The organism is Agromyces bauzanensis (assembly GCF_014645655.1).
Lineage (GTDB): Bacteria > Actinomycetota > Actinomycetes > Actinomycetales > Microbacteriaceae > Agromyces > Agromyces bauzanensis.
This window is the reverse complement of record NZ_BMMD01000009.1, coordinates 106,436-127,716: the sequence shown is the minus strand read 5'-3', so window position 1 is coordinate 127,716 and position 21,281 is coordinate 106,436. Positions and strand designations below refer to the sequence as shown.

Sequence of the window (21,281 nt, the reverse complement as noted above, 5' to 3'; positions counted from 1 at the left end):
CGCGTGATCTGGCGCTGCTGGCAAGACCACACCACCTACAACCCCCAACTCCACGGAGGCGCCATGCAACAAATCGCCGCCTGAGGTTGACCTAGGGAATCTCATTGGTGCACGAGTTCGACGACGCGCGTGAGCACCGCGGGGTCGGTCTCGGGCGGCACGCCGTGACCCAGGTTGAAGACGTGCGCCGGGGCCGACCTGCCGCGCGACAGCACGTCGAGCACCGCCGCCTCGAGCACGGGCCACGGAGCGGCGAGCAGTGCCGGATCGAGGTTGCCCTGCAGCGGCACGCCCGCGCCGACGCGCTCGGCCGCGATGTCGAGCGGGATGCGGTGATCGACGCCGACGACGTCCACGCCGATCCGGTGCATGGCCCCGAGCAACTCGCCGGTGCCGACGCCGAAGTGCACGACGGGAACCCGCCGGGTCACCGCCGTGCCCGAGGCATCCGTCGACCCGTACTCGAGGTCGTGCACGAACGACAGCGCCTTCGCCGAGGCCGGCGCCACCTGCGCCTCGTAGTCGGCGAGCGAAAGCGCGCCCGCCCACGAGTCGAAGAGCTGGGCGGCGGATGCCCCGGCGAGCACCTGCGTGCGAAGGAACCGCCCGGTGAGCTCGGCCGTCCAGTCCATGAGCGCGCGCCACGCGCCGGGGTCGGCGTGCATGAGCGTGCGTGCGGCGAGGTGGTCCTTCGAGGGGCCGCCTTCGGCGAGGTACGCCGCGAGCGTGAACGGCGCGCCCGCGAACCCGATGAGGGGCGTGCCGCCTCCCCCGAGGGTCGAGGAGCGCCCGACGGAGTCGGACGCGTCTCGAGACCCGCTCGGCGCCGTCTCGTTGAGCTCCGCGATCGTGCGCCCGACGGCTTCGGTGATGGGGGCGGATGCCTCGTCGAGTCGAGCCGGGTCGACGCTCGTCAGCTCGGCGACGGCCGCGGCATCCGCATATCCCCTGCCGAAGACCGGACCGCGACCGGGCTGGATCTCGACGTCGACGCCGACCAGCTTCACGGGCACCACGATGTCGCTGAAGAAGATGCCCGCGTCGACCTTGTGGCGGCGCACCGGCTGCAGCGTGATCTCGCTCGCCATCGCCGGGTCGAGGCACGCGTCGAGCATGCGTGTGCCGACGCGCAGGTCGCGGTACTCCGGCAGCGACCGCCCCGCCTGCCGCATGAACCACACCGGCGTCGTGTCGGGCCGCTCCCCTCGATACGCGCGCACGAGGCGCGAGTCGCCCGTGCGGCCGGCGGACAGGGGATGCTGCGGGGAGAGGATCACGCGTGACATTGTCGCGTATCGGGCTGGGGGTTCGGTCCCGGCCGCTCGCCCGCGTGACCTTCTCGAAGCGATCTGAGGAGTCCTCGCGGAGTACGGAATCACTCGTCGGATGTCGCGACGACGCGCGATTCCCTCTGTCGCGAGTGATCGCCTGCGCGGTACGGTGGGTTCCGTCGTGTTCCCCCGCACACGACGACGTGTCGGCCTGCGGCGCGCCTCCGCCCCACGGAGAAGAAGACGACGTGTCCCCGATCGTGTCCAACCGTTTCCCCAGTTCCCCTCGCCGTGCCCGGATGCCCCGCACCCCCGGAGCCGCCCGATGAATCCCGCCACGCCGCACCGCGCAAGCCTCACCGTGCTGGTCGGCCTCGCCGCCGTCGGCGTGATCGCCGGCCTCCTCGCCGGATCGCCCATGCTCGAGCAGCTGATGCCACGACTCCCAGCCGTGCCCACGACGAACCTCGCGGTCGGCTTCGCGGCCGTCGGCCTGGTCGTCGTCGCGATCTGGGGCGTCGTCGGGCTCGGCCGCGCGGCACGCACGCGTGCCCGTCGGAACGCCCTGGCATCGACCGTTCGCGGCGAGCTCAGCTGCGGCATCCGGAACCGCCTGCTCGTGCGACGGCTGAACGAACTCCTCGACGATGCGGGCGGCGTGCGCCTCGGCGCGCGGTTCTCCGTCGTCGTCGACGAGCTCGGCGTCGCCTTCTGGAACGGCGGCGGCCGTCCGCACGGCGCCGCCCACTTCCCATGGCGCGAGGTGCGCAACATCCGCGCCGACTCGATGGTCGTCGGCGGGTCGGTCGAGCACGTCCTCGTGCTGCGCGTGCGCCACAATGGCTCGAGCATCGAGCTGCCGATCATCCTCTCGGCGGGGCGGTTCGGCCGGTATGCCATGAGCGACGCGCCGTTCTTCGCAGTGGTGCGCAGCTGGAAGGCCAAGCACCGCGCGGCCCTCGCCGCCGAGGGACTCGAGCTTCCGCCGCTCACCGCGCCCATCCCCGTCATCCGTCCCGAGGTCGCCGCCGCCGCTCGCCGCTGAGGACCTTCGTGCGCCTGAGGGCGCACCTCATCGCTGATGAGCCCGCGGCGGGACGTTCGTCCCTGTTGCGCACGCCTGTCCGAGCTTGACTGGAGCGGTCGCGTCGAAGTCCGACACGACGTCGTCAGGCAGGGAGTGCATCATGAAGGCGCTGGTCTACAAGGGTCCGGGACAGAAGAGCTGGGAGGACGTGCCCGACCCCGTCATCCAGCACCCGACCGACGTGATCGTCAGGATGGAGGCCACGACGATCTGCGGCACCGACCTGCACATCCTGAAGGGCGACGTCGCGGCGGTCGAGGCGGGCCGCGTGCTCGGCCACGAGGGCATCGGGGTGATCACCGAGGTCGGCAGCGGAATCACGCAGCTCGCCGTCGGCGATCGGGTCATCCTCTCCTGCATCAGCGCCTGCGGGCTCTGCTCGAACTGCCGGCAGGGCCTCTACAGCCACTGCCTGAACCCGGAGGGCGCCGAGGGCATCGGATGGATCTTCGGCCACCTCATCGACGGCACGCAGGCCGAGCTCGTGCGCGTGCCGTTCGCCGAGAACTCGGTGTACAAGGTGCCCGAGGGCGTGAGCGACGCCGAGGGCATCCTGCTCTCCGACATCCTGCCGACGGGATTCGAGATCGGCGTGCAGTACGGACAGGTCAAGCCCGGCGACGTGGTCGCCGTGATCGGTTCCGGCCCGGTCGGACTCGCCGCGGTCATGACCGCGCGGCTCTACGGCCCGTCGCGGGTCGTGGCCATCGACCTCGACGACGCCCGGCTGGCACGCGCCCGGGAGTTCGGTGCGACCGACACGGTCAACTCAGGCGCCGACGACTGGAAGGAGAAGGTGCTCGCCACCACCGACGGGCTGGGCGTCGACGTGGCGATCGAGGCGGTCGGCATCCCGGGCACCTTCACCATGGCGACCGAGCTCGCGCGTCCGGGCGGACACGTCGCGAACGTCGGCGTGCACGGGCGTGGCGTGGAGCTTGCGCTCGACCGGCTCTGGATCTCGAACATCGACATCTCGATGGGACTCGTGAACACGAACACGCTCGGGATGCTCCTGAAGCTCGTCGCGGCCAAGAAGCTGCCGGCCGACAAGTTCGTGACGCACACGTTCACGTTCGACCAGGTGCTCGAGGCCTACGAGGTGTTCGGCCACGCGGCGGAGCACGACGCGTTGAAGGTGCTGATCCGGCGTTGAGCCGCGCGGGCGCGCCGACTCCGGAACATCCGCGCCTCGAGGGGAGTACGGGGGACGGGATCCGATCGTCGCCGGATGGTCAACGCCCCGAACGCACCAACTCAGGCCTCCGACGAAAGATCGAGTACTCGTCGAGACAGATACGCAGAATCCCCATTCGACCGCGGGTAGAATCCCATCGTGCTCATCTGCCTCACCGCGAGTCACAAGAACGCCGCGTTCGACCTGCTCGAGCGCCTTTCGGCGAACGCGGAACACGCAGCACCACGCATCCTCGAGGGCCATGACGCCGTGCAGGGCGCGGTCGTGGTCGCCACCTGCAATCGCTTCGAGGCGTATCTCGACCTCGACGCACCCGTTGGCGCGTCACCGGTGTCGGCGGTGCACGACGCGATTCGCGCGGTCGGCACGGTCGCGGGCCTCGAGCCTGACGAACTTCGCGCCACCGTCGGCTTCGTCCACGGCAACGCCGTCGCCGGCCACCTCTTCGCCGTGGCATCCGGCCTCGAGTCGGTCGTCGTCGGCGAGGGCGAGATCGCGGGCCAGGTACGCCGGGCGCTCGAGCGCGCGCGCCGGGAGGGCACCACGACGCCCGAGCTGGAACGGCTCTTCCAGCGCGCCTCGCAGACCTCGCGCCGCGTGAGGAACGAGACCGGCATCGGCGGCGAGGGCCGCTCGATCGTGCGCCTCGCCCTCGACCTCGCGGAGAGCCGCATCACCGACTGGGCCGCCGCGCGCGTGCTGCTCGTCGGCACCGGCCGCTTCGCCGGCGCGTCCCTCGCCGCCCTCCGCGACCGCGGCGTCACCGACGTGCGCGTGCACTCGCCGTCGGGGCGAGGCGCGAAGTTCGCGGCGAGCCACGGCATCGAGGCCGTGCCGCGCGGCGACTACGAAGCCGCCGCCGCAGGCGTCGACATCATCGTCACGTGCACCACGGCAGAGCACCATGTGGTCGACAAGGCGCTCATCGCCGCGGGACGCGAGCGGCTCGAGGCATCCGTCGCACTGCTGCCTGGCGCCGTCGCGCCCGTGCAGCAGATAAACCAGCTCGTCATCGACCTCGGACTGCCCCGCAACGTCGCGCCCGACGTGGTCGACGTGCCCGGCGTCGACGTGCTCGACCTCGAGACCATCAGGATCCACGCCCCGCTCGAGGTGCTCGGGGCCACGGATGCCGCGCGCGAGATCGTCGACCGCGACGCACGCGCATTCGGCGACGGCGCCGAGGAGCGCGACCTCGCGCCCGCGGTGGTCGCCCTGCGCCGGCACGTGTATGACATCCTCGACGGCGAGATCTCGCGGGCCCAGGCGCGCGGCGACGACGGACGCACCGAGGCGGCCCTCCGCCACATGGCCGGCGTGCTCCTGCACACGCCCATGGTGCGCTCCCGTGAGCTCGCGCGCGCCGGCGAGCAGGCCACGTGGATCGACGGACTCGAGGCGCTCTTCGGCGTGAAGCCCGACGAGGAGGCGCGGGCCGCTCGCGATGCCGCCACGGCCCGCGATGCCACTGCCCGCGATGGCACTCCCCGCGATGGCACTCCCCACGATGGCACTCCCCGCGACATCCGGCCGACGGATGCCTCGGCGCCGTCCGCCGGGGCCCCGCCGCGTCGGGCCGGCGCATCGTGAGCGGCGAGCGCGACATCGCGTACGTCGTCGAGCCAGGGCGGATCGCGACCGCCACCGCCGACGGGCCTCCGGCCGTCCGTTTCCCCTACGACGCGTCCGCGCTCGTCGCGGAGCCGCTGCGCACCGAGCGCCTCGTGCTGCGTCCGCTCGAGGCATCCGACGCCGCCGACGTCTACGAGTACCAGCGCCTGCCCGAGGTGATCCGTTACCTGCCGTGGCCCGAGCGGGATCGCGCCGAGGGCTACGAGCACACCGCGAAGCGCGCCGCCGGGCGCGCCCTCGCCGCCGACGGCGACTCCGTGTTCTTCGCGGCGGTCCTGCCCGGCACGCCGGCGACCGACGACCCCACGCGTGACCGCGTCATCGGCGACTTCATGATCCGGGTCTCGAGCGTGCGGCACGCCCAGCTCGAGCTGGGCTGGGTGCTGCACCCCGAGTTCCAGGGGCGCGGGTTCGCTCGGGAGGCGGCGCAGGCGGTGCTCGACTTCACCTTCGAGACGCTGAACCCCCACCGCGTGCAGGCGTTCCTCGACGCGCGGAACGGGGCATCCGCTGCACTCTGCGAACGGCTCGGGATGCGTCGCGAGGCGACGATCCTCGAGGAGGAGTACAACGACGGCGAGTGGCAGGACACCGCGATCTACGGTGTGCTGCGACGCGAGTGGGCGGCCGCGCGCGGCTGAGGCGGCCGGGTCGGGGGTGGGGCTGCCCGTCCCCGTCCGACGCGTGACGCGTCGACGATGGCCTCGCCGTCCTGGGTCGTCGCCGAGGTCGGGATGCCGAGCTGCGCCCGTGTTCCTCCCCTGGCCGTGGCTCACCGCCCGACTCCTCGTCCGCCGGCCGTCGATCGACCTCTCGTCCTACCCGACCCTCGTCCCACCCGGCCCCGCCCGGCTCCTCGTCCTCCCCCACCGCTGCGGGCCGCTCCAGCCCCGACCGCTCCTCCTCCCCGACCCCGACTCCTCCCCGACCCCGACTCCTCCCCTACCCTTACTCCTCCTCAACCACTGGCGCGCCCTGCATCTTCTTCACAGACGCCGGAACGTGCGTTCCGATGTCGGTGGTTCTGGCGAGAATGAGACATGCCCGATTTCCCGCCTGACCTGGCCGACATCGCCCGTCGGCTGATCGGTCGCGAGGTTTCGACGGGCACGTTCATCCCGCTCGACGACGCGGCGCTCCTGGCCGTCGTCGAAGAGCTCACGCTGCTACGGCACGAGGTCGAGCGCTGTCAGGCGATCGCGGTCGCCGAGGTCGCCAGGCGATCGCGTGTGCCCTTCGGAGTCCGAGGACTCGCCCAGCGCACCGGGCATGCCGGCACCGGTCAACTTGTGCAGTCGATCACGCGATCGTCGAAGCGAGAGGCTGTCGCCCTCGTGCGCGTCGGGCAGATGATGGCCGAGACGGATGCCGCGGCCGCACTCGAGGCGCAGCGTTGGTCCGACCCCATGGTCTCCGAGACGACTCCCGCACCGACGACGCCGTGGTTCGCTGCGCTCGGCGCCGCCGTCGCGGAGGGCGTTGTGACCGTCGAGGTGGCGGGCGCGATCCGCTCGGGCCTCGGCGAGCCCGGCGGTGATGCCGATGAGGCGGCGCTGGTGGCAGCACTGCCCATGCTGGTCGACGAGTGCCGTTCATTGCATGCGGATGCCGCGCGCCGGGCCGCGAGGCAGACCCGCGACCGCATCGACGCGGCGGGCGTCGTCGCGCGAGCCGAGCGGCAGCGGCACCACCAGTACTGGCGGGTCTGGGTGAAGCCAGACGGAATGGTCCGGGGCGAATTCGAGCTCGAGCCGCAGGCCGGCATGCTCGTGAAGGCGGTGTTCGACCAGCTCACGCATCCGCGCCGCCTCGATGCGAAGACCCGCAGAGGGTTTGGCGACCACGCGCTCGGAGACGCGAGATACGCCGACGCGCGCGCCACTCGCGAACGCGACGCGGCCGAAGGGCTGGTGCAGCTCCTGCGTGCGGGGGCGAGCGTCGACCCGAGCCGGCTGCTCGACGAGCGCAAGCCGTCGGTGCGGGTCGTCGTGAACGCGCACGCGCTTGCGACTGGCGAGGGCACGGGCATGATCGAGGGCCACCCCGACCGCATCCCGGTTGCCGACATCCACCCGGGGCTCTGCGAGGGACACCTCCCCGTCAAGTTCGGCGATGGCACCGTGCTCGACCTGGGGCGCGACGAGCGGCTCTTCACCGAGCGGCAGAAGATCGCGCTCACCGTTCGAGACGGGGGCTGCATGGATCCCGACTGCACACGGCCGCCGTCGTGGACCGAGGCGCATCACATCGATCACTGGCATCGCGACGGCGGCCGCACCGACCTCGCCGACGGCATCCTGCTCTGCCGCGGAGATCACCTCCGATATCACAACGAGGGATGGGAGGTCCGTCGCGAGGGCGCCAGATACTGGCTCATTCCCCCGCCTGGGGTCGACCCCGAACGCACCCCTCGATCGATGCGATCGAAGACGCCGTCCGACATCCTGAATCCGGTCGATCCGACGCGGCTGCCGATGCCGGGAGCTCCGCCCGTGCCCCGGCTCGTCGCGGCGGCAGGCGAACGAGAACCGGCTCGGCCCGCGGTGTAGGCGTGTGCCCGCCGCGGGCAGAAGTGCGCCCTGGCTGGGGCGCATGCGTGCCCGGGCGGGGCGCACGTGCGCCCGAGGTGGGACGCGAGTGTACTGAGCGGGGGCCGCGAGCGTGTGGGGCGCGAACGTGCCATGGGGGTCGCGGGCGTGCCGTGGGGGGGCGCACGAGCACCCGGTCGGCGCGGCTACGCGCCGATGAGTTGCGTCGCCAGGTAGCCCTCGAGCTCGTCGATCGGCACGCGCTCCTGCTGCATGCTGTCGCGCTCGCGCACGGTCACGGCGTTGTCGTCGAGCGAGTCGAAGTCGACCGTCACGCAGAAAGGGGTGCCGATCTCGTCCTGGCGGCGGTAGCGACGGCCGATCGCGCCCGCGTCGTCGAAGTCGACGTTCCAGTTCCGCCGCAGCGTCGCCGCGATCTCGCGAGCGAGCGGCGAGAGGCGCTCGTTGCGACTGAGCGGCAGCACCGCGACCTTCACGGGCGAGAGGCGCGGGTCGAGCCGCAGCACCGTTCGCGTGTCGACGCCGCCCTTCGCGTTGGGCACCTCCTCGACGTCGTACGCGTCGACGAGGAAGGCCATGAGCGAGCGGGTGAGACCGGCCGCCGGCTCGATGACGTAGGGGATCCACCGCTCGTTCTTCGACTGGTCGAAGTACGAGAGGTCCTTGCCGGAGTGCTCGGCATGGGTCGAGAGGTCGAAGTCGGTGCGGTTGGCGATGCCCTCGAGCTCACCCCACTCGCCGCCGGTGAAGCCGAAGCGGTACTCGATGTCGATCGTGCGCTTCGAATAGTGCGAGAGCTTGTCGGCCGGGTGCTCGAACAGGCGCAGGTTCTCGGGGTCGATGCCGAGGTCGGTGTACCACTTCCACCGGTAGTCGACCCAGTAGTCGAACCACTCGTCGTCGCTGCCGGGCTCGACGAAGAACTCGAGTTCCATCTGCTCGAACTCGCGCGTGCGGAAGATGAAGTTGCCGGGCGTGATCTCGTTGCGGAACGACTTGCCGATCTGGCCGATGCCGAACGGCGGCCTCATGCGCGACGCCTGCAGTACGTTCGCGAAGTTCGTGAAGATGCCCTGGGCCGTCTCGGGGCGCAGGTAGTGCAGGCCGGACTCGTCCTGCACGGGGCCGAGGAACGTCTGCAGCATCATGTTGAAGTCCCGCGGCGGCGTCCACCGGCCACGGGTGCCGCAGTTCGGGCACACGATCTCGGCCATGCCCTGCTCAGGCGCCCGGCCCTTCTTCTCCTCGTACGCCTCGAGCAGGTGGTCCTCACGGAACCGCTTGTGGCAGTGCAGGCACTCCACGAGCGGGTCGGTGAAGACCCCGACATGACCGGATGCCACCCACACCTGCTTCGGCAGGATGACGCTCGAGTCGAGGCCGACGACATCGGCACGGCTGGTGACCATGTACCGCCACCACTGCCGCTTGATGTTCTCCTTCAGCTCGACGCCGAGGGGGCCGTAGTCCCACGCTGACCGGGACCCGCCGTAGATCTCGCCCGCCTGGAAGACGAAGCCCCGGTGCTGGGCGAGCGCGATGACGGATTCGAGACGGCTGGGTGCGGCCACGGTGGCTCCAATGGTCCTGAGATCGGGGGATTGCCGGGAAACAACACGGTGCCCCCATCCTACGGGCGCTACGCTGTGCCCCAAGACGACGCCGGAGCCGAGGGGGCGAGGTGTGGGATCTCCTGCTTGACATCGACATCGTCGATGGCCCGTTCCTCACCGCGATGTACGTGATCGCCTCAGCGTTCTTCGTCTACCTCCTGGGCCGCGGCGACGGCTGGTCGTGGGTGCTCACGGTGATCGTGCTGCTCGTCGTGGGCGCGATCATCGGCGGCGCCGCGTTGTGGATCGCCGTGAATGTGCTGAACCGGTTCGGCGGCCCGGTCATCGATGCGACGTGGTTATGGGTGGCCGCGGCATCCGCGGCCATCCTGCTCGCGATCTGGAACCTCTGGCACTCGAAGTGGTGGCGCAAGCTCATCGCCGTCGTCGCCATGCCGGTCTTCGCGTTCACCGCCATGCTCGGCACCAACGCCTCATACGGACTCGACCGAACGATGGGCGCCCTGCTCGGCCTCACCACGGTCGACGAGATCGAACACGCCCGGCCCGAGGCGACACCCGGCGCCGACCCCACCGAGCCGCTCTACCTGACCTGGACACCGCCCGCCGACCTGCCGGCGACCGGGACCATCGGCATCCCCGACCCCGGCGTGACGAACACCGTCTCCGGCTTCGACGCCCGGCCCGCCCAGGTGTACCTGCCGCCGGCAGCGCTGGTGACGGATGCCCCGCGCCTCCCCCTCGTGATCATGATGATGGGCCAGCCGGGGGAACCCGACGCGAGCTTCATCGGCGAGGTGCTCGACGCCTACGCCGCGGAGCACGACGGGCTCGCCCCCATCGCCCTCGTCGTCGACCAGCTCGGCGACCCCATGAAGGACCCGCTGTGCCTCGACACCGCGATGGGCGACGTCGAGACCTACCTCATGCAGGACGTCGTGCCGTGGGCGCGCGCGAACCTCGACGTGCTGCAGGGCCGGCAGTTCACGACCGTGGCCGGGTACTCGAACGGCGGCGGTTGCGCGGCCTACCTCGGCGCGAAGTATCCAGAGGTGTTCGGCAACATCCTCGCCGTCTCGCCCGTCGAGTACGCGGGGGCGGACCGGAGCGAGCAGGTGCTCGACACGGTCTTCGACGGCGACCAAGCAGCCTACGATGCCGTGATGCCCGCGAACATCATGGCCGCGAAGGCGCCGTACCGCGGCACCACCGGGATCTTCACCGCCGGCGAGAACGACCCCGGATACGCTCCGGGCGCCGAACGGCTCGCGGACGCCGCGCGCGGCGCGGGCATGCTGACGACCTTCGCACGCATCCCCGGCGCCGACCACGGCAGCTCGGGACTCATGGGCGGATTGGAGGCCGGGTTCGCGTTGCTGTACCCCCGACTGGGACTCTCGGCGCCGTGACCGGAGCCGACGGCATGGAACGCGTGCCGAGTGACGAGGTCGACGCCGAGCCGTCGGGCCGGCTCCGGTCGACCGCCGATTCGCTCAGGGGATTCGTCCGCCGCATCCCGTTCAGCATCGCGTTCGCCACCCTGCTCGTCGCTACCTCGATCGTCACCGGCACCATCGTCGGTGGCGCATCGGAGCCGACGACCGGCACGCGGGCCGCCGGCGTGGCCACGACCGTGGAGGCGGCGAAGTGGTGGACGGTCGGGACCGCGCTGCTCATTCCCTGGGATCCGTTCCAGCTCGTGTTCGGCGTGCTCGCCACGATCGTCCTGCTCGGCATCGCAGAACGGCGCATGAGCACCCAGCGGACGACCGTGGCGTCCTCGTCGCCGGCGTCGCCGGGGTCGCGCTCGGCACGCTGCTGCAGTGGCTGGGCTCGCTCGCGGGCGAGTGGCGGGCGACCGGCACGGCCGTCGACCTGACGCTCGACCCGCTGACCGGCGTGGTGGCGCGCTCATCGCGGCGACCGCGTTCATGCGGGCGCTATGGCGCCGACGCATCCGGATCGTGACCTTCGCCGTCGTCCTCGTGTTCGTGCTCTACGACGGCGACTCGTCGAACGTGTACCGTCTCATCGCCGCGATCGTCGGACTCCTCCTCGGCGCACGCTGGAACCCGCGTACGGGTTCTCGTCGCTGTTCCGGTTCAAGGCGAAGTTCAACCCTGAGTACGAGACGCTCTCGATGGCCTACCCCGACCCGCTCGCCCTGCCCGTAATCGTCCTGGCCATCGGCCGGGCGTACCTTCCCGACGTCACGCCGAAGGAAGCCGTGGCCATCGTGCGGAGGCTCACGAGCTAGGCGGAAGCACATGACGCAGATCCCGAGGCGCACATTGCTCGCGTTCGGTGGGTCCGCGACCCCGCCACGTTCGGCAGGTTGTCGGTGAGGCCCACGGATCGCTGGCGAGAGCGCGGGCTCGCCCGCGTGGTCGGTCGTCGAGTACAGGATGCGCGAGGCCACGGCGTCGTCGGGGATGCCGCGCTTGAACCGCTCTGCGCTGATCAGCCGGCCCGGTTCCTCCGGCACGCCGCCGATGACCAGCGCAAAACGCGTCCAGGATCGGCGCCCCCGCTCGGAGCTGGGAGCCGGCGAGCGCGGCGACCACGGCGAGCGCGAGCGCGATCACGGTGAGCCCGTGATGCGCCCGGACCGCGCGAGCCCGCCGGGGCGCGCGGGCGTGGCATCCGCTCGACCTTCTCGGCCTCGACCGCGCGCGAGCGCGATGCCGCGCCACCTCGCGCACGCCGAAGAACACCGTGCGTGCTCCGAACAGCACGGCGATCACGATGAGGGTCGCGTCGGGCCACCACAGCGCGAGCACGCCGGACACGATGTCGGCCACCGCGAGACGTGCGGTCGTCACGAGTTCGTCGGCGGTTCCGCGCACGGCCCGTACCAGGCGGATGCCGCCGCCGATGAGTGCGACCGCGATCACCGGAGCGAGGAGGTCGATCGAGCGCCCGAGCCATGCGACCACGGCGACGCCGAGGAGCGCCCAGGCGAGTCCGAGCGCGACGCCGGCCACCGGGGTCGCGGAGTCGCGCGCGTCGAGGGCGTCGGAGGCTCTCGACACGATGAGCGAGAGGGCGATGTACACCGCGAGCACGGCGAGCGACGACAACGGGCGCGTGATGAGGAGCACGCCGAGCACGATCGCCACAGCGCCCACGACGCGTCGCACCCACCAGGCGCGGGAGCGACCAGCCCCGGCAGTGCGCGGACACGGCGCCAGGCGTTCCCCCGCGACATCCGCCCCCCAGCCCTCCCGCGCCCGAATTCACGACCATTGTGCCGCTCGCCGCGCGGCCGGCGCACCTAGACTGCCGTGATGGCGACGACCCGCGAGTTCCGCAGCGGTGACGGCGTGGTGCTCATCCGCGAGTCCGGCATCCCCGACGGCCCCGACTACGTGCTCGTGCACGGGCTGGCCATGGCGCACGACTACTGGAGCGGACTCGCCGAGGCGCTCGAGTCGAGCGGCACGGTGCACGCGCTCGACCTGCCCGGGTTCGGCGACGCCCCCGAGCCGCCCCGTCCGCTCAGCCCATGCTCGAGCACCGCCTCGAACTCAAGCTGCCGCGCATCGCCGCCGACACGCTCGTGGTGCGCGGCGAGCACGACCACGTCGTGCCCCGCTACTGGGCCGAGGAGGTCACCTCGCTCGTGCCCGGGGGCCGGTTGGCCGAGGTGCCGGGCCGAGGCCACGACACGATGGTGGTCGCGGGGCGGCAGGTGGGCGAGCTCATCGAGCGCCACGCCCGTGGCGAACCCGCCGGGAGCCCGGTCGCGATGCCGGAGGAACCCCTGAAGGCCGCTCGGATGGGCGCGCTTCGCGCTGCGGGCTGGTGGGCCCGCGACTACGTGTATGCGGGCATGCGCCAGCTGGCGGTGTTCGGCGCCCGGCGCGAGCCCGCGCACTGGCGCACGGGCGAGTCCGGGAAGCCTGAGGTCGTGCTGCTGCCCGGCGTGTACGAGCACTGGTCATTCGTCCGGCCGCTCGGTGACGCGCTGAACGCGGCCGGGCATCGCGTCGTCGTCGTGCACGGCCTCGGCGCCAACCGTCGGCCCATCGTCGAGACCTCGTCCCGCGTCGAGCGCGCGCTGGGCCGCGTGCGCGTGCCCGACGCCGGACGCGTGATCGTGGGTCACAGCAAGGGCGGGCTCATCGGCAAGCACCTGCTGCTCGACGGCCGAGCCGAGGCGCTCGGCATCCGGGGGCTCGTGGCGGTGTGCACGCCGTTCGGCGGGGCCCGGCGGGCGCGCCTGTTCAGCGACCCGAGCATCAGGGCGCTGCTGCCGAACGACGAGACGATCGTGATGCTCGGGAGCGCGGCATCCGTGAACTCGCGCATCGTGTCGGTATTCGGCACCTACGACCCGCACGTGCCCGACGGCAGCGTGCTCGACGGGGCGACGAACGTTCGCGTGCCGGTGGCCGGGCACTTCCGCGTGCTGGGCGCGCACGAGACCACCCTCGCGGTGCTCGACGGCATCGGGATGCTCACCTCGCCGCCTGCGGATTGAGAATGCCTCGCACTGCGGGTTGAGGAGGCCGCCCGCGGCCGTCTCCAAGCCCACCCGCTCCCCGAACCGCTCCTCGACCCGCGGTGCCCTCAGCGCATGGCGGCCGGCGCGACGAGCTCCTCGAGGGTCGCGCCCCGGGCCTCGGTGCCGTAACGCCACCAGATGGCTCCGGCCCCCGCGCCGATCAGCCAGAACAGGGCGAGCATGGTGAACATCACGCCGATGCCCCACTCGGTCGCCGCGACCGCCAGCACGACTTGGCCGATGACCGCGCCGACGCGTCCGACGCCTACGCTCGCGCCGATGCCGGTCGCGCGCAGGTGCGTCGGGAACAGCTCGGAGAAGGTCGGGTAGGCCGACACCCATGCGCAGGTCGCGAAGAAGGCGGCGATCGTGAACGCCACGAGGACGACGATCGACGAGCCGGTCGCCGCCGCGCCCGCGCAGCCGATCATGCTCGCCGCCGCGAGAGCGTACGAGAACGTGACGCTCGGCTTGCGACCGAGCCGGTCGAGCGCGAACGAGATGACGATGCCGCCGGCAAGGGCACCAGCGTTCGCGATGAGGAAGTAGTACGGGAGCACCGCGTCGTCGATCGGCACGGCTCCGGTGCTCGCGGAGAACACCAGGATGCTCATCGCGGTGAAGAGCCCGTAGTACCCGGCGGCCTCGGAGAAGTCGAGCGCCATCCCGAACGCCAGACGTCCGCGGTAATTGCGCCAGAGCTCGACCAGGCGAGCGCGACCGGAGCCGGGGACGGGCTGATGGTGGTATCCGTCGGTGCTCGCGACGCTGGTGATGTCCGTCACGATGGCGTCGGCTTCCTCGAGCCTGCCGCGGGAGGCGAGCCAGCGAGGTGACTCGGGGATGAGCCGGCGTGCGAGCAATCCGTACGCCGCGCTCACGACACCGAACAGCAGGGTGTAGCGCCAGGTCAGGCCGAGGGTCGAGATGACCAGGATCGAGACGAGGCTCGCCAGGATGCCCCCGGCCGCCCAAAACGTCATCACGAGTCCGTTGCTGAGTCCCCGGTTGCGTGCGGGGGTGAACTCCGCAATGGCGGAGGTGACCGCGGAGTACTCGCCTCCCACGCCGAGCGCGGTGATGAAGCGGAACAGGATGAACCACTCGAAGTTCGGCGCCGTCGCGGTGAGGACGGCGAACACCGAGTAGAGGATGAGCGTGGCGACGAAGAGCCGTTTGCGCCCGACTCGGTCGGCGAGGTATCCGAAACCGAGGGCGCCGAGGGCGACCCCCACGAACCAGACCACGTTGATGGCGACCGATTGGTCGCTGTCGAGGCCGAACTCCGCCTGGATTCCGGGGATCACCGAACCGATGATCTGGACCTCGAATGCGTCGAGCATCCATCCGATGCCGAGTGCGACGGCGATCCGGGTATGGATCGGGCGCCAGGTCGACGCGTCGAGTCGATGGGCCACGGTGATCTCCTCTGTCTGGAACGTCTTGAACATCTGGAACGCCTGGAAACGCCTGGAACGCACGCGGCCGTTCGAGGCGATAGTAGGAGCCGCGCCGCCGTCCCGACAGCGCGCGGCCGACCACGTAAGACATCGGTAAGCAGTCGGTGGATGCCGCACCCGCATGTCCTCGGCTCGTCAGACTCACCCGATTGCCCCCATCCGGTCGCCGGTGCTCGATGAGCGAGTCGAGCGGAGAATGACTGTGACGATGACAAACCCCCCGTCCACCGGGCGGCCCACTGGGCGATCTCGCGCGAGCGACGTCGTGTCGGCGGTCGTCCGCGTCGGGGTCGCGCTGATGTGGATCCACTCGTCACTCGCGAGATCTTCCCGCTCTTCGAGGCGATCGAGGAGGTCCGGCGGCGCTTCATCGAGCATCGGTTGCAGGCCGAGGCCATCACCGAGTGGTTCCCGTGCGCGTGACCGCGACGGCGGCGATCGCCCGCGGACGGTGTGAGCCACGCCTCAGGTCGGCTGACCGGGCTGCCCCGGTTGCTCGGGACCGATGCGATACGGCCGCATCATCTCGTTGTCCTCGTGCTCGACGATGTGGCAGTGCCAGACGAACTGGCCCGGACGCGCGAACGTGAGCCGCACGCGCGTGACCTCGCCCGGGTAGGAGATCACCGAGTCCTTCACCCCGGTCTCCCACGGCTCCGGGGGCCGGACCGACCCGTCGGGCAGCACGGGCACGGCGACCTCGCCCTCGTCGTCGAGGACGAGCCCTTCCCGCCCGACCACCTCGAACGCGGCCTCATGAATGTGCATCGGATGCGCGTCGCCGGTGGTGTTCACGAACTCCCACACCTCGGTGTCGCCGACCTGCGGGTTGTCGGTGACATCGTCGTCCCAGTCGCGTGGCACCGGCACGCCGTCGTCGACGATGCCGAGCACCGCCTCGGACGGACCCTCGACGGGCTGGCCGTCCGCGTCGAATCCGATCGCGGACTTCTCGATGAGGGCGAGCGGCCTGGTGAACGTCTCGGCCGGCAGCGGCGTCCGCGCCGGGAGGACGAGATACTGCGGCGGCGTCGTCGGATCCGGTTCGACGGCGGGGACGACCCGGAACTCCATGACCTGTCCCGTAGAGGCGGCATCCGAAGGCTCGAAGTCGACGCCGGGAACCCCGCCGCCGAACGGCTCATCCGGGCCGACATTGCCGAGGATGTACGACCCGACCGGGACGCCCGTGAAGTCGACGATCAGGTCGGCGCGCTCCGAGAGACCCATCAGCAGCCGGCCGCCGTGATCGGCGGTCAGGTTCACCGGCGCGGCGAGGTACCCACCCTCGTTGCCGATCTGCCAGACCTCTGCGCCGGGGATCGCGGAGAAGTCGAGGATCAGGAACCTCGACTGGCATCCGTTCAGGAACCGCAACCGGTACCGGCGCTGCTCGACGACCTGGAACGGCCAGGTGTTCCCGTTGGCCATGATCATGTTCCCGAAGAACTCCGGATTCCAGATGGGCGAGAACTCGCCGAGTGGGATGTAGTCGCCGACGATGCCGTCGAAGAACACCCGCGTGTCGGGATAGAAGAGCGACCCATCGGCGTTGAACGAGCGGTCCTGCACGGCGATCGGGATCTCGTAGTACGTCTTGTTCGGCGGGAACTTGTCATCCTCCTTCGGGGCGGGACCCGGGAGTACGGCCGTCGCACCCGAGCGGCTGTCGAGCACGGCATCCGAGCCCTCGGGACCACCGCGCACGAGGAAGAACCCTGCTGGGCCGGCGTACACGTTGAGCCGGGTCATCCCCAGCGTGTGGTCGTGGTACCAGAGGGTCGACTCGCGCTGATCATTCGGATAGTGGAAGACCGCATAACCAGGCCCCCAGTCCACCGCGTGCTCGGCGCTCGCCTTGCCGGCGAAGAACTCGTACCACGTGCCCTCGGTCGCGAAGCCGGCCGGGATGTCGCCGGTGGCCGGCAGGTACCACGCTTCGGGGTACCCATCGCTCTCGTCGCCGACGCCGGCCGCGCCATGCAGGTGGGTGACGATCGGCACCGGACCGTCGTAGGCATCCGGGGTCGAATCGAACGTGGGCCGTGAGTCCCGCCCGTCCACACCGCCGGGCGGGTTCGCCCAGTGCAGCGTGGGGTCGACCGGCAGGAGGTGCTGCAGGTGGTTCCCGTGCTCATCCACGAGATCGTTGATCCACTTGATCCGGACCGGGCGATTCCACCTCGACTCGATCGTGAGCGACGGCGCGTTGTGGAGGAGCAGTCCGCGCTTCTTCGCCGCGGCCACCGCACCGTAGCCCCACACGGTCGTTGCGGGCAGGCCCGCGGGCAGGATCTGCTGCGGGAACTGCCGCACCGAGATCTCGTAGTAATCGACGTTCTTGCCGCCGCGCGCGACGATCGTGCCGGCCTTCGGCATGACGGGCGGAATGAGCAGCGGCGTCTGGAACTTCGGCACCGCCTCGGGCAGCAGCGTGCCGCCCGGGATGTCGGCCACGGCGACCCGTTCCCCGCCGGGGAGCACGGCGTAGAGCACGAATCCCGCGCCGGCGGCTCCCGCGGCCGCGATGAACGCGCGGCGACTGATCGGCCGGTGCGCGCCCGCTTCATTGCGAATCTCTGTCACGGCTCTCACCCATCCGCTCGCGACGCCGAGCGCCCCCTTGCGTTCGGCCGCCGTATTCCTGAGGCGTGCTCAGTTTGACGTGGATCCGGTGCCGCCTCAAGTACCATTCCGGGTGACACCGCCGACGGATGCCACGGCGCCGGATGCCACGGCCGCGGGCCGCCACGCACGGCACGACCGCACGCCGCCGGGCGTGGCTCAGTGCACGTACTCCAGCAAGTCCAACCCGACCTGGTGCATGCCGTCGAGCACCGCGAGCCGCGACGACAGCATGGTGTCGGCGAAGTACATCGACACCGCGTAGGCCACGCTCGAGCGCGGTCCGCGGAGGACCCCCACCTCGCTGCGCACGCCACCGTCGGTGCCGGTCTTGTTCATGAGCAGCACGTTGTGGTCGGGCATGCGGTGCGCGAGCGGGTCGAGTCCGAACGCGCTCGCGACGAGCGACAGGTCGGAATTGAGCGAGAGCCAGCCGACCACGCGCTGCGACACCTCGGGGCTCACGATCTCGCCGCGCGCGATCGAGGCGAACAGCCACGTGAGCTCCTTCGCCGAGCCGATCGACAACTGCGGAGCGTCGTCGGGTCCGCGGTGGTCCCGCACGAGGTCGAGGAGCGCAGTGCGGGTGAGGCCCAGCGCCTCGGTGCGGGCGCGCACCGCCTCGAGTCCGATGTAGCGGATGAGCACGTTGGTGGCGAGGTTGTCGCTCGTCGCGCCGATGAGTGCGGCGAGATCGGCGATCGGCAGCGACGGCGACTGCAGGTGCTGCCAGATGCCGGAGTCGCCCACGGCATCGCGCGGCGCACGATCGAGCACCGTGAACGACTCGGGCGTCGTGCCCGACAGGCGGGAGGCCACCTCGACGAGCAGCAGCACCTTGCCGATGGAGGCCGTCGGCATCACGACGTGGTCGTCGACGGAGAAGAGCACCTTGCCGGTCGCGAGGTCGGTGGCCCGAGCCGACACCTGCACGCCCGCGAGCGCGAGTTCGCCGAGGACGTTGAACCCTCGCGTGAAGTTCTCGTTCGGCTCCTCGGTGCGATGCCGACCGCGCCGAACCGAAGCGTGGCGCGCGCGTCGCTCCGATTCCTGCGACGACGTCACCACGGTGGTTGCACGCTCTTCCTCGGACGGTCGGCGCTCCCCCACCGCGGTCTGCGGCGCGCTCGAGACGGGTGGACTCTACGGTTGCGGCGGGTGGGCTCCCAGACCGTCACCCGCTCGACCGGATCGAGCCGGAGGGCGTCGTCGGAAGTCACTCCGAAGCCAGTGTAGAACGCACGGATGCCGCTCCGAACGCACGGGCGGAGCGTGGCGCGGGCCGGCCCCCGGCCGCGCGTGCACGGAGGCACGCCCGTGCTACCAGATGGTGACGCGCTGGGCCTGATCGAGCCACAGCGCGTCGCGCTCGGTCACCTCGAACGCTCCGTAGAACTCGTCGATGTTGCGCACGATCTGGTTGCACCGGAACTCGTTCGGCGAGTGCGGATCGATTGCGAGGAGGCGGATGACCTCCTCGTCGCGACCCTTCATCTGCCACGCCTGCGCCCACGACAGGAAGAACCGCCGCGCGCCGGTCAGGCCGTCGATCACGGGTGGCTTCGCCGTGCCGAGCGAGAGCTGGTAGGCCTTCCAGGCGATCGCGAGCCCGCCGAGGTCGCCGATGTTCTCGCCGATGGTGAGTGCGCCGTTCACGTGGTGGTCGTCGCCGTCGAGCTGTTCCGGCTTCAGGGCGTCGTACTGGGCGATGAGTGCCTTCGTGCGCTCCTCGAACGCGGCCCGGTCGGCCTCGGTCCACCAGTCGACGAGCCGGCCGTGGCCGTCGTACTTCGAACCCTGGTCGTCGAACCCGTGCCCGATCTCGTGCCCGATGACGGCGCCGATCGCGCCGTAGTTCGCCGCGGCATCCCGCGTGGCGTCGAAGAACGGGTGCTGCAGGATCGCGGCCGGGAACACGATCTCGTTGAACCCCGGGTTGTAGTACGCGTTGATGGTCTGCGGCGTCATGAACCACTCGTCGCGGTCGATGGGCTTGCCGATCTTGCCGAGCTCGCGATTGAACTCGAACTCCGCCGTCGCCCGCACGTTGCCGATGAGGTTCGAGGGGTCGATCTCGAGCGATGAGTAGTCGCGCCACTTCACCGGGTAGCCGATCTTCGGCGTGAACTTCGCGAGCTTCTCGAGGGCCTTGGCGCGCGTCTCGTCGCCCATCCACTCGAGCGCCGAGATCGACCGCCGGTACGCCTCGACGAGGTTCGCGACCAGGTCGTCCATCGCAGCCTTGGCGGCGGGCGGGAAGTGCCGCTCGACGTAGATGCGGCCCACGGCCTCGCCCATGGCGCCCTCCACGAGCGAGACGCCGCGCTTCCACCGCTCGCGCAGCTGCGGCGTGCCGCTCAGGGTGCGGCCGTAGAAGTCGAAGTTCGCCTCGACGAAGTCGTTCGAGAGGTAGGCGGCGCTCGAGCGGATCACCTGCCAGGCGAGCCAGTCCCTCCACGCCGGAAGCCGCTCCTCAGTGAGCAGCGCGCCGAGCCCCTCGACGAACGAGGGCTCGCGCAGCACGAGCTCGTCGAACGCGCCTTCGGGCACACCCATCGAGTCCCGCCACACCAGCAGGTCGACGGATGCCGCGGCCGCGGCATCCGGCCATTGATACAGGTTGTACGTCTTGTGGCTGTCGCGCGTGTCGACGTTGGTCCAGTGCGCCTTCGCGAGGTCGGCTTCGAGCTCGTGCACCCGGGCGGCGCGCGCGGCCGGATCGTCGAGCTGCGCGAGGCCGAACATGCGCTCGAGATGCGCCCGGTAGGCCTCGCGGATGGCCTCAAAGCGCTCCTCGCGGAAGTAGCTCTCGTCGGGTAGGCCGATGCCGCCCTGCTCGACGAACACCAGGTAGCGCTCGGGGTCGCCCGGGTCGTTGTCGACGTACAGCTGCACGAACCCCGAGACGCCCTGCCGTTCGAGCCGGCCCAGGGTGCCGAGGAACGACTCGATCGAGCCGATCAGCGCCACGTCGACGAGTTGTCCGGCGATGGGCGTCGCGCCGAGCAGGTTCACGTGCTGCTCGTCCATGAAGCTCGCGTAGAGATCGCCGACCTTGCGGGCCTCCGTGCCGGGCTCGGCCTGCTGCGCCTCCTCGATGATCTCGCGCACGGCGTGCTCGGCCTCCTCGTGCAGCACGAGGAACGAGCCGTAGCGGGCCTTGTCGGCGGGGATCTCGGTGCGCTCGATCCACTTGCCGTTGACATGCCGGAAGAGGTCGTCCTGCGGACGCACCCCCTCGTCGAGTTCATCCAGCGCGATGCCTGAGGGGAGCTTCGTCATTCCCACAGCCTACGTGGGCGAGGGCTCGAGGCGGATGCCGCGACGGCGCGCCTCTGGGCCGACTCGCAGCGTCGGGGTCGGGGTCGGGGACGTCGC

Annotated in this window: 16 protein-coding genes and 1 pseudogene; 10 read left to right on the top strand and 7 right to left on the bottom strand. The window is 70.7% G+C overall.

Translation table 11 applies throughout. The features are described from left to right. Positions 1-101 precede the first annotated feature (101 nt). A complete protein-coding gene (locus IEX31_RS09695) occupies positions 102-1,286 on the bottom strand; it encodes a uroporphyrinogen decarboxylase (protein WP_188743218.1) in 1,185 nt (394 codons plus the stop codon). Between the two features lie 310 nt (positions 1,287-1,596). On the opposite strand from IEX31_RS09695, the gene IEX31_RS09690 reads away from it, so the two are divergent. The 5 genes from IEX31_RS09690 (at position 1,597) to IEX31_RS09670 (ending at position 7,737) form a co-directional block, all read left to right on the top strand. Continuing rightward, the gene (locus IEX31_RS09690; protein ID WP_188743217.1) at positions 1,597-2,316 is read left to right on the top strand and encodes a hypothetical protein; all 720 of its coding nucleotides are present in this window, start codon (positions 1,597-1,599) and stop codon (positions 2,314-2,316) included. A 142-nt stretch (positions 2,317-2,458) separates the two neighbouring features. Further along, on the top strand, positions 2,459-3,514 hold the full coding sequence (locus IEX31_RS09685; RefSeq protein ID WP_188743216.1) for a zinc-dependent alcohol dehydrogenase family protein: 1,056 nt from the start codon (positions 2,459-2,461) through the stop codon (positions 3,512-3,514). A gap of 180 nt (positions 3,515-3,694) precedes the next feature. Further along, on the top strand, positions 3,695-5,146 hold the full coding sequence (locus IEX31_RS09680) for a glutamyl-tRNA reductase (RefSeq protein WP_188743215.1): 1,452 nt from the start codon (positions 3,695-3,697) through the stop codon (positions 5,144-5,146). Further along, positions 5,143-5,829, top strand: coding sequence for a GNAT family N-acetyltransferase (locus IEX31_RS09675; protein ID WP_188743214.1), 687 nt, complete (start codon positions 5,143-5,145; stop codon positions 5,827-5,829). The genes IEX31_RS09680 and IEX31_RS09675 overlap by 4 nt, the downstream gene beginning before the upstream one ends. Before the next feature lie 399 nt (positions 5,830-6,228). Then, on the top strand, positions 6,229-7,737 hold the full coding sequence (locus tag IEX31_RS09670; protein WP_188743213.1) for an HNH endonuclease signature motif containing protein: 1,509 nt from the start codon (positions 6,229-6,231) through the stop codon (positions 7,735-7,737). A gap of 185 nt (positions 7,738-7,922) precedes the next feature. Here IEX31_RS09670 and IEX31_RS09665 read toward each other — a convergent pair whose 3' ends face one another. Then, positions 7,923-9,308: a glycine--tRNA ligase gene (locus IEX31_RS09665; protein WP_188743212.1), complete on the bottom strand. Its 1,386-nt coding sequence runs from the start codon at positions 9,306-9,308 to the stop codon at positions 7,923-7,925. 110 nt (positions 9,309-9,418) lie between these two features. On the opposite strand from IEX31_RS09665, the gene IEX31_RS09660 reads away from it, so the two are divergent. Next, on the top strand, positions 9,419-10,720 hold the full coding sequence (locus IEX31_RS09660) for an alpha/beta hydrolase (protein ID WP_188743211.1): 1,302 nt from the start codon (positions 9,419-9,421) through the stop codon (positions 10,718-10,720). After that, positions 10,717-11,190 carry a hypothetical protein gene (locus IEX31_RS09655; RefSeq protein ID WP_188743210.1) on the top strand — a complete coding sequence of 158 codons (474 nt, stop codon included), beginning with the start codon at positions 10,717-10,719 and terminating at the stop codon, positions 11,188-11,190. The genes IEX31_RS09660 and IEX31_RS09655 overlap by 4 nt, the downstream gene beginning before the upstream one ends. A gap of 367 nt (positions 11,191-11,557) precedes the next feature. Here the strand turns inward: IEX31_RS09655 and IEX31_RS09650 are convergent, their stop codons facing one another. Beyond that, the gene (locus tag IEX31_RS09650; RefSeq protein WP_188743209.1) at positions 11,558-12,451 is read right to left on the bottom strand and encodes an HdeD family acid-resistance protein; all 894 of its coding nucleotides are present in this window, start codon (positions 12,449-12,451) and stop codon (positions 11,558-11,560) included. Between the two features lie 147 nt (positions 12,452-12,598). On the opposite strand from IEX31_RS09650, the pseudogene IEX31_RS19575 reads away from it, so the two are divergent. Together IEX31_RS19575 and IEX31_RS09645 are read left to right on the top strand one after the other, a co-directional pair. Then, positions 12,599-12,796: pseudogene (locus tag IEX31_RS19575) on the top strand (alpha/beta fold hydrolase); the annotation flags it as partial. Between the two features lie 20 nt (positions 12,797-12,816). Further along, positions 12,817-13,794 carry an alpha/beta hydrolase gene (locus IEX31_RS09645; RefSeq protein WP_229662237.1) on the top strand — a complete coding sequence of 326 codons (978 nt, stop codon included), beginning with the start codon at positions 12,817-12,819 and terminating at the stop codon, positions 13,792-13,794. An 89-nt stretch (positions 13,795-13,883) separates the two neighbouring features. On the opposite strand, the gene IEX31_RS09640 is transcribed toward IEX31_RS09645, so the two are convergent. Further along, on the bottom strand, positions 13,884-15,299 hold the full coding sequence (locus tag IEX31_RS09640; RefSeq protein WP_229662236.1) for an MFS transporter: 1,416 nt from the start codon (positions 15,297-15,299) through the stop codon (positions 13,884-13,886). A gap of 279 nt (positions 15,300-15,578) precedes the next feature. Between IEX31_RS09640 and IEX31_RS19275 the strand changes: the two genes are divergently transcribed. After that, the gene (locus IEX31_RS19275; protein ID WP_268236975.1) at positions 15,579-15,701 is read left to right on the top strand and encodes a hypothetical protein; all 123 of its coding nucleotides are present in this window, start codon (positions 15,579-15,581) and stop codon (positions 15,699-15,701) included. A 42-nt stretch (positions 15,702-15,743) separates the two neighbouring features. Here the strand turns inward: IEX31_RS19275 and IEX31_RS09635 are convergent, their stop codons facing one another. The 3 genes from IEX31_RS09635 to IEX31_RS09625 form a co-directional block, all read right to left on the bottom strand. Then, on the bottom strand, positions 15,744-17,864 hold the full coding sequence (locus tag IEX31_RS09635) for a multicopper oxidase family protein (RefSeq protein ID WP_229662235.1): 2,121 nt from the start codon (positions 17,862-17,864) through the stop codon (positions 15,744-15,746). 198 nt (positions 17,865-18,062) lie between these two features. Beyond that, entirely contained in the window at positions 18,063-18,971 is a 909-nt protein-coding gene (locus IEX31_RS09630) for a serine hydrolase (RefSeq protein WP_188743208.1), read from the bottom strand. Positions 18,972-19,223: 252 nt separating this feature from the next. Then, on the bottom strand, positions 19,224-21,185 hold the full coding sequence (locus IEX31_RS09625; protein WP_188743207.1) for a M13 family metallopeptidase: 1,962 nt from the start codon (positions 21,183-21,185) through the stop codon (positions 19,224-19,226). Between the last annotated feature and the right edge of the window lie 96 nt (positions 21,186-21,281).

Excerpts from the sequence above, each read along its gene's own strand:
- IEX31_RS09670 (WP_188743213.1), top strand. The coding sequence starts at position 6,229 with ATGCCCGATTTCCCGCCTGACCTGGCCGACATCGCCCGTCGGCTGATC.
- IEX31_RS09625 (WP_188743207.1), bottom strand. The coding sequence starts at position 21,185 with ATGACGAAGCTCCCCTCAGGCATCGCGCTGGATGAACTCGACGAGGGG.
- IEX31_RS09690 (WP_188743217.1), top strand. The coding sequence starts at position 1,597 with ATGAATCCCGCCACGCCGCACCGCGCAAGCCTCACCGTGCTGGTCGGC.
- IEX31_RS09695 (WP_188743218.1), bottom strand. The coding sequence starts at position 1,286 with ATGTCACGCGTGATCCTCTCCCCGCAGCATCCCCTGTCCGCCGGCCGC.
- IEX31_RS09685 (WP_188743216.1), top strand. The coding sequence starts at position 2,459 with ATGAAGGCGCTGGTCTACAAGGGTCCGGGACAGAAGAGCTGGGAGGAC.
- IEX31_RS09645 (WP_229662237.1), top strand. The coding sequence starts at position 12,817 with ATGCTCGAGCACCGCCTCGAACTCAAGCTGCCGCGCATCGCCGCCGAC.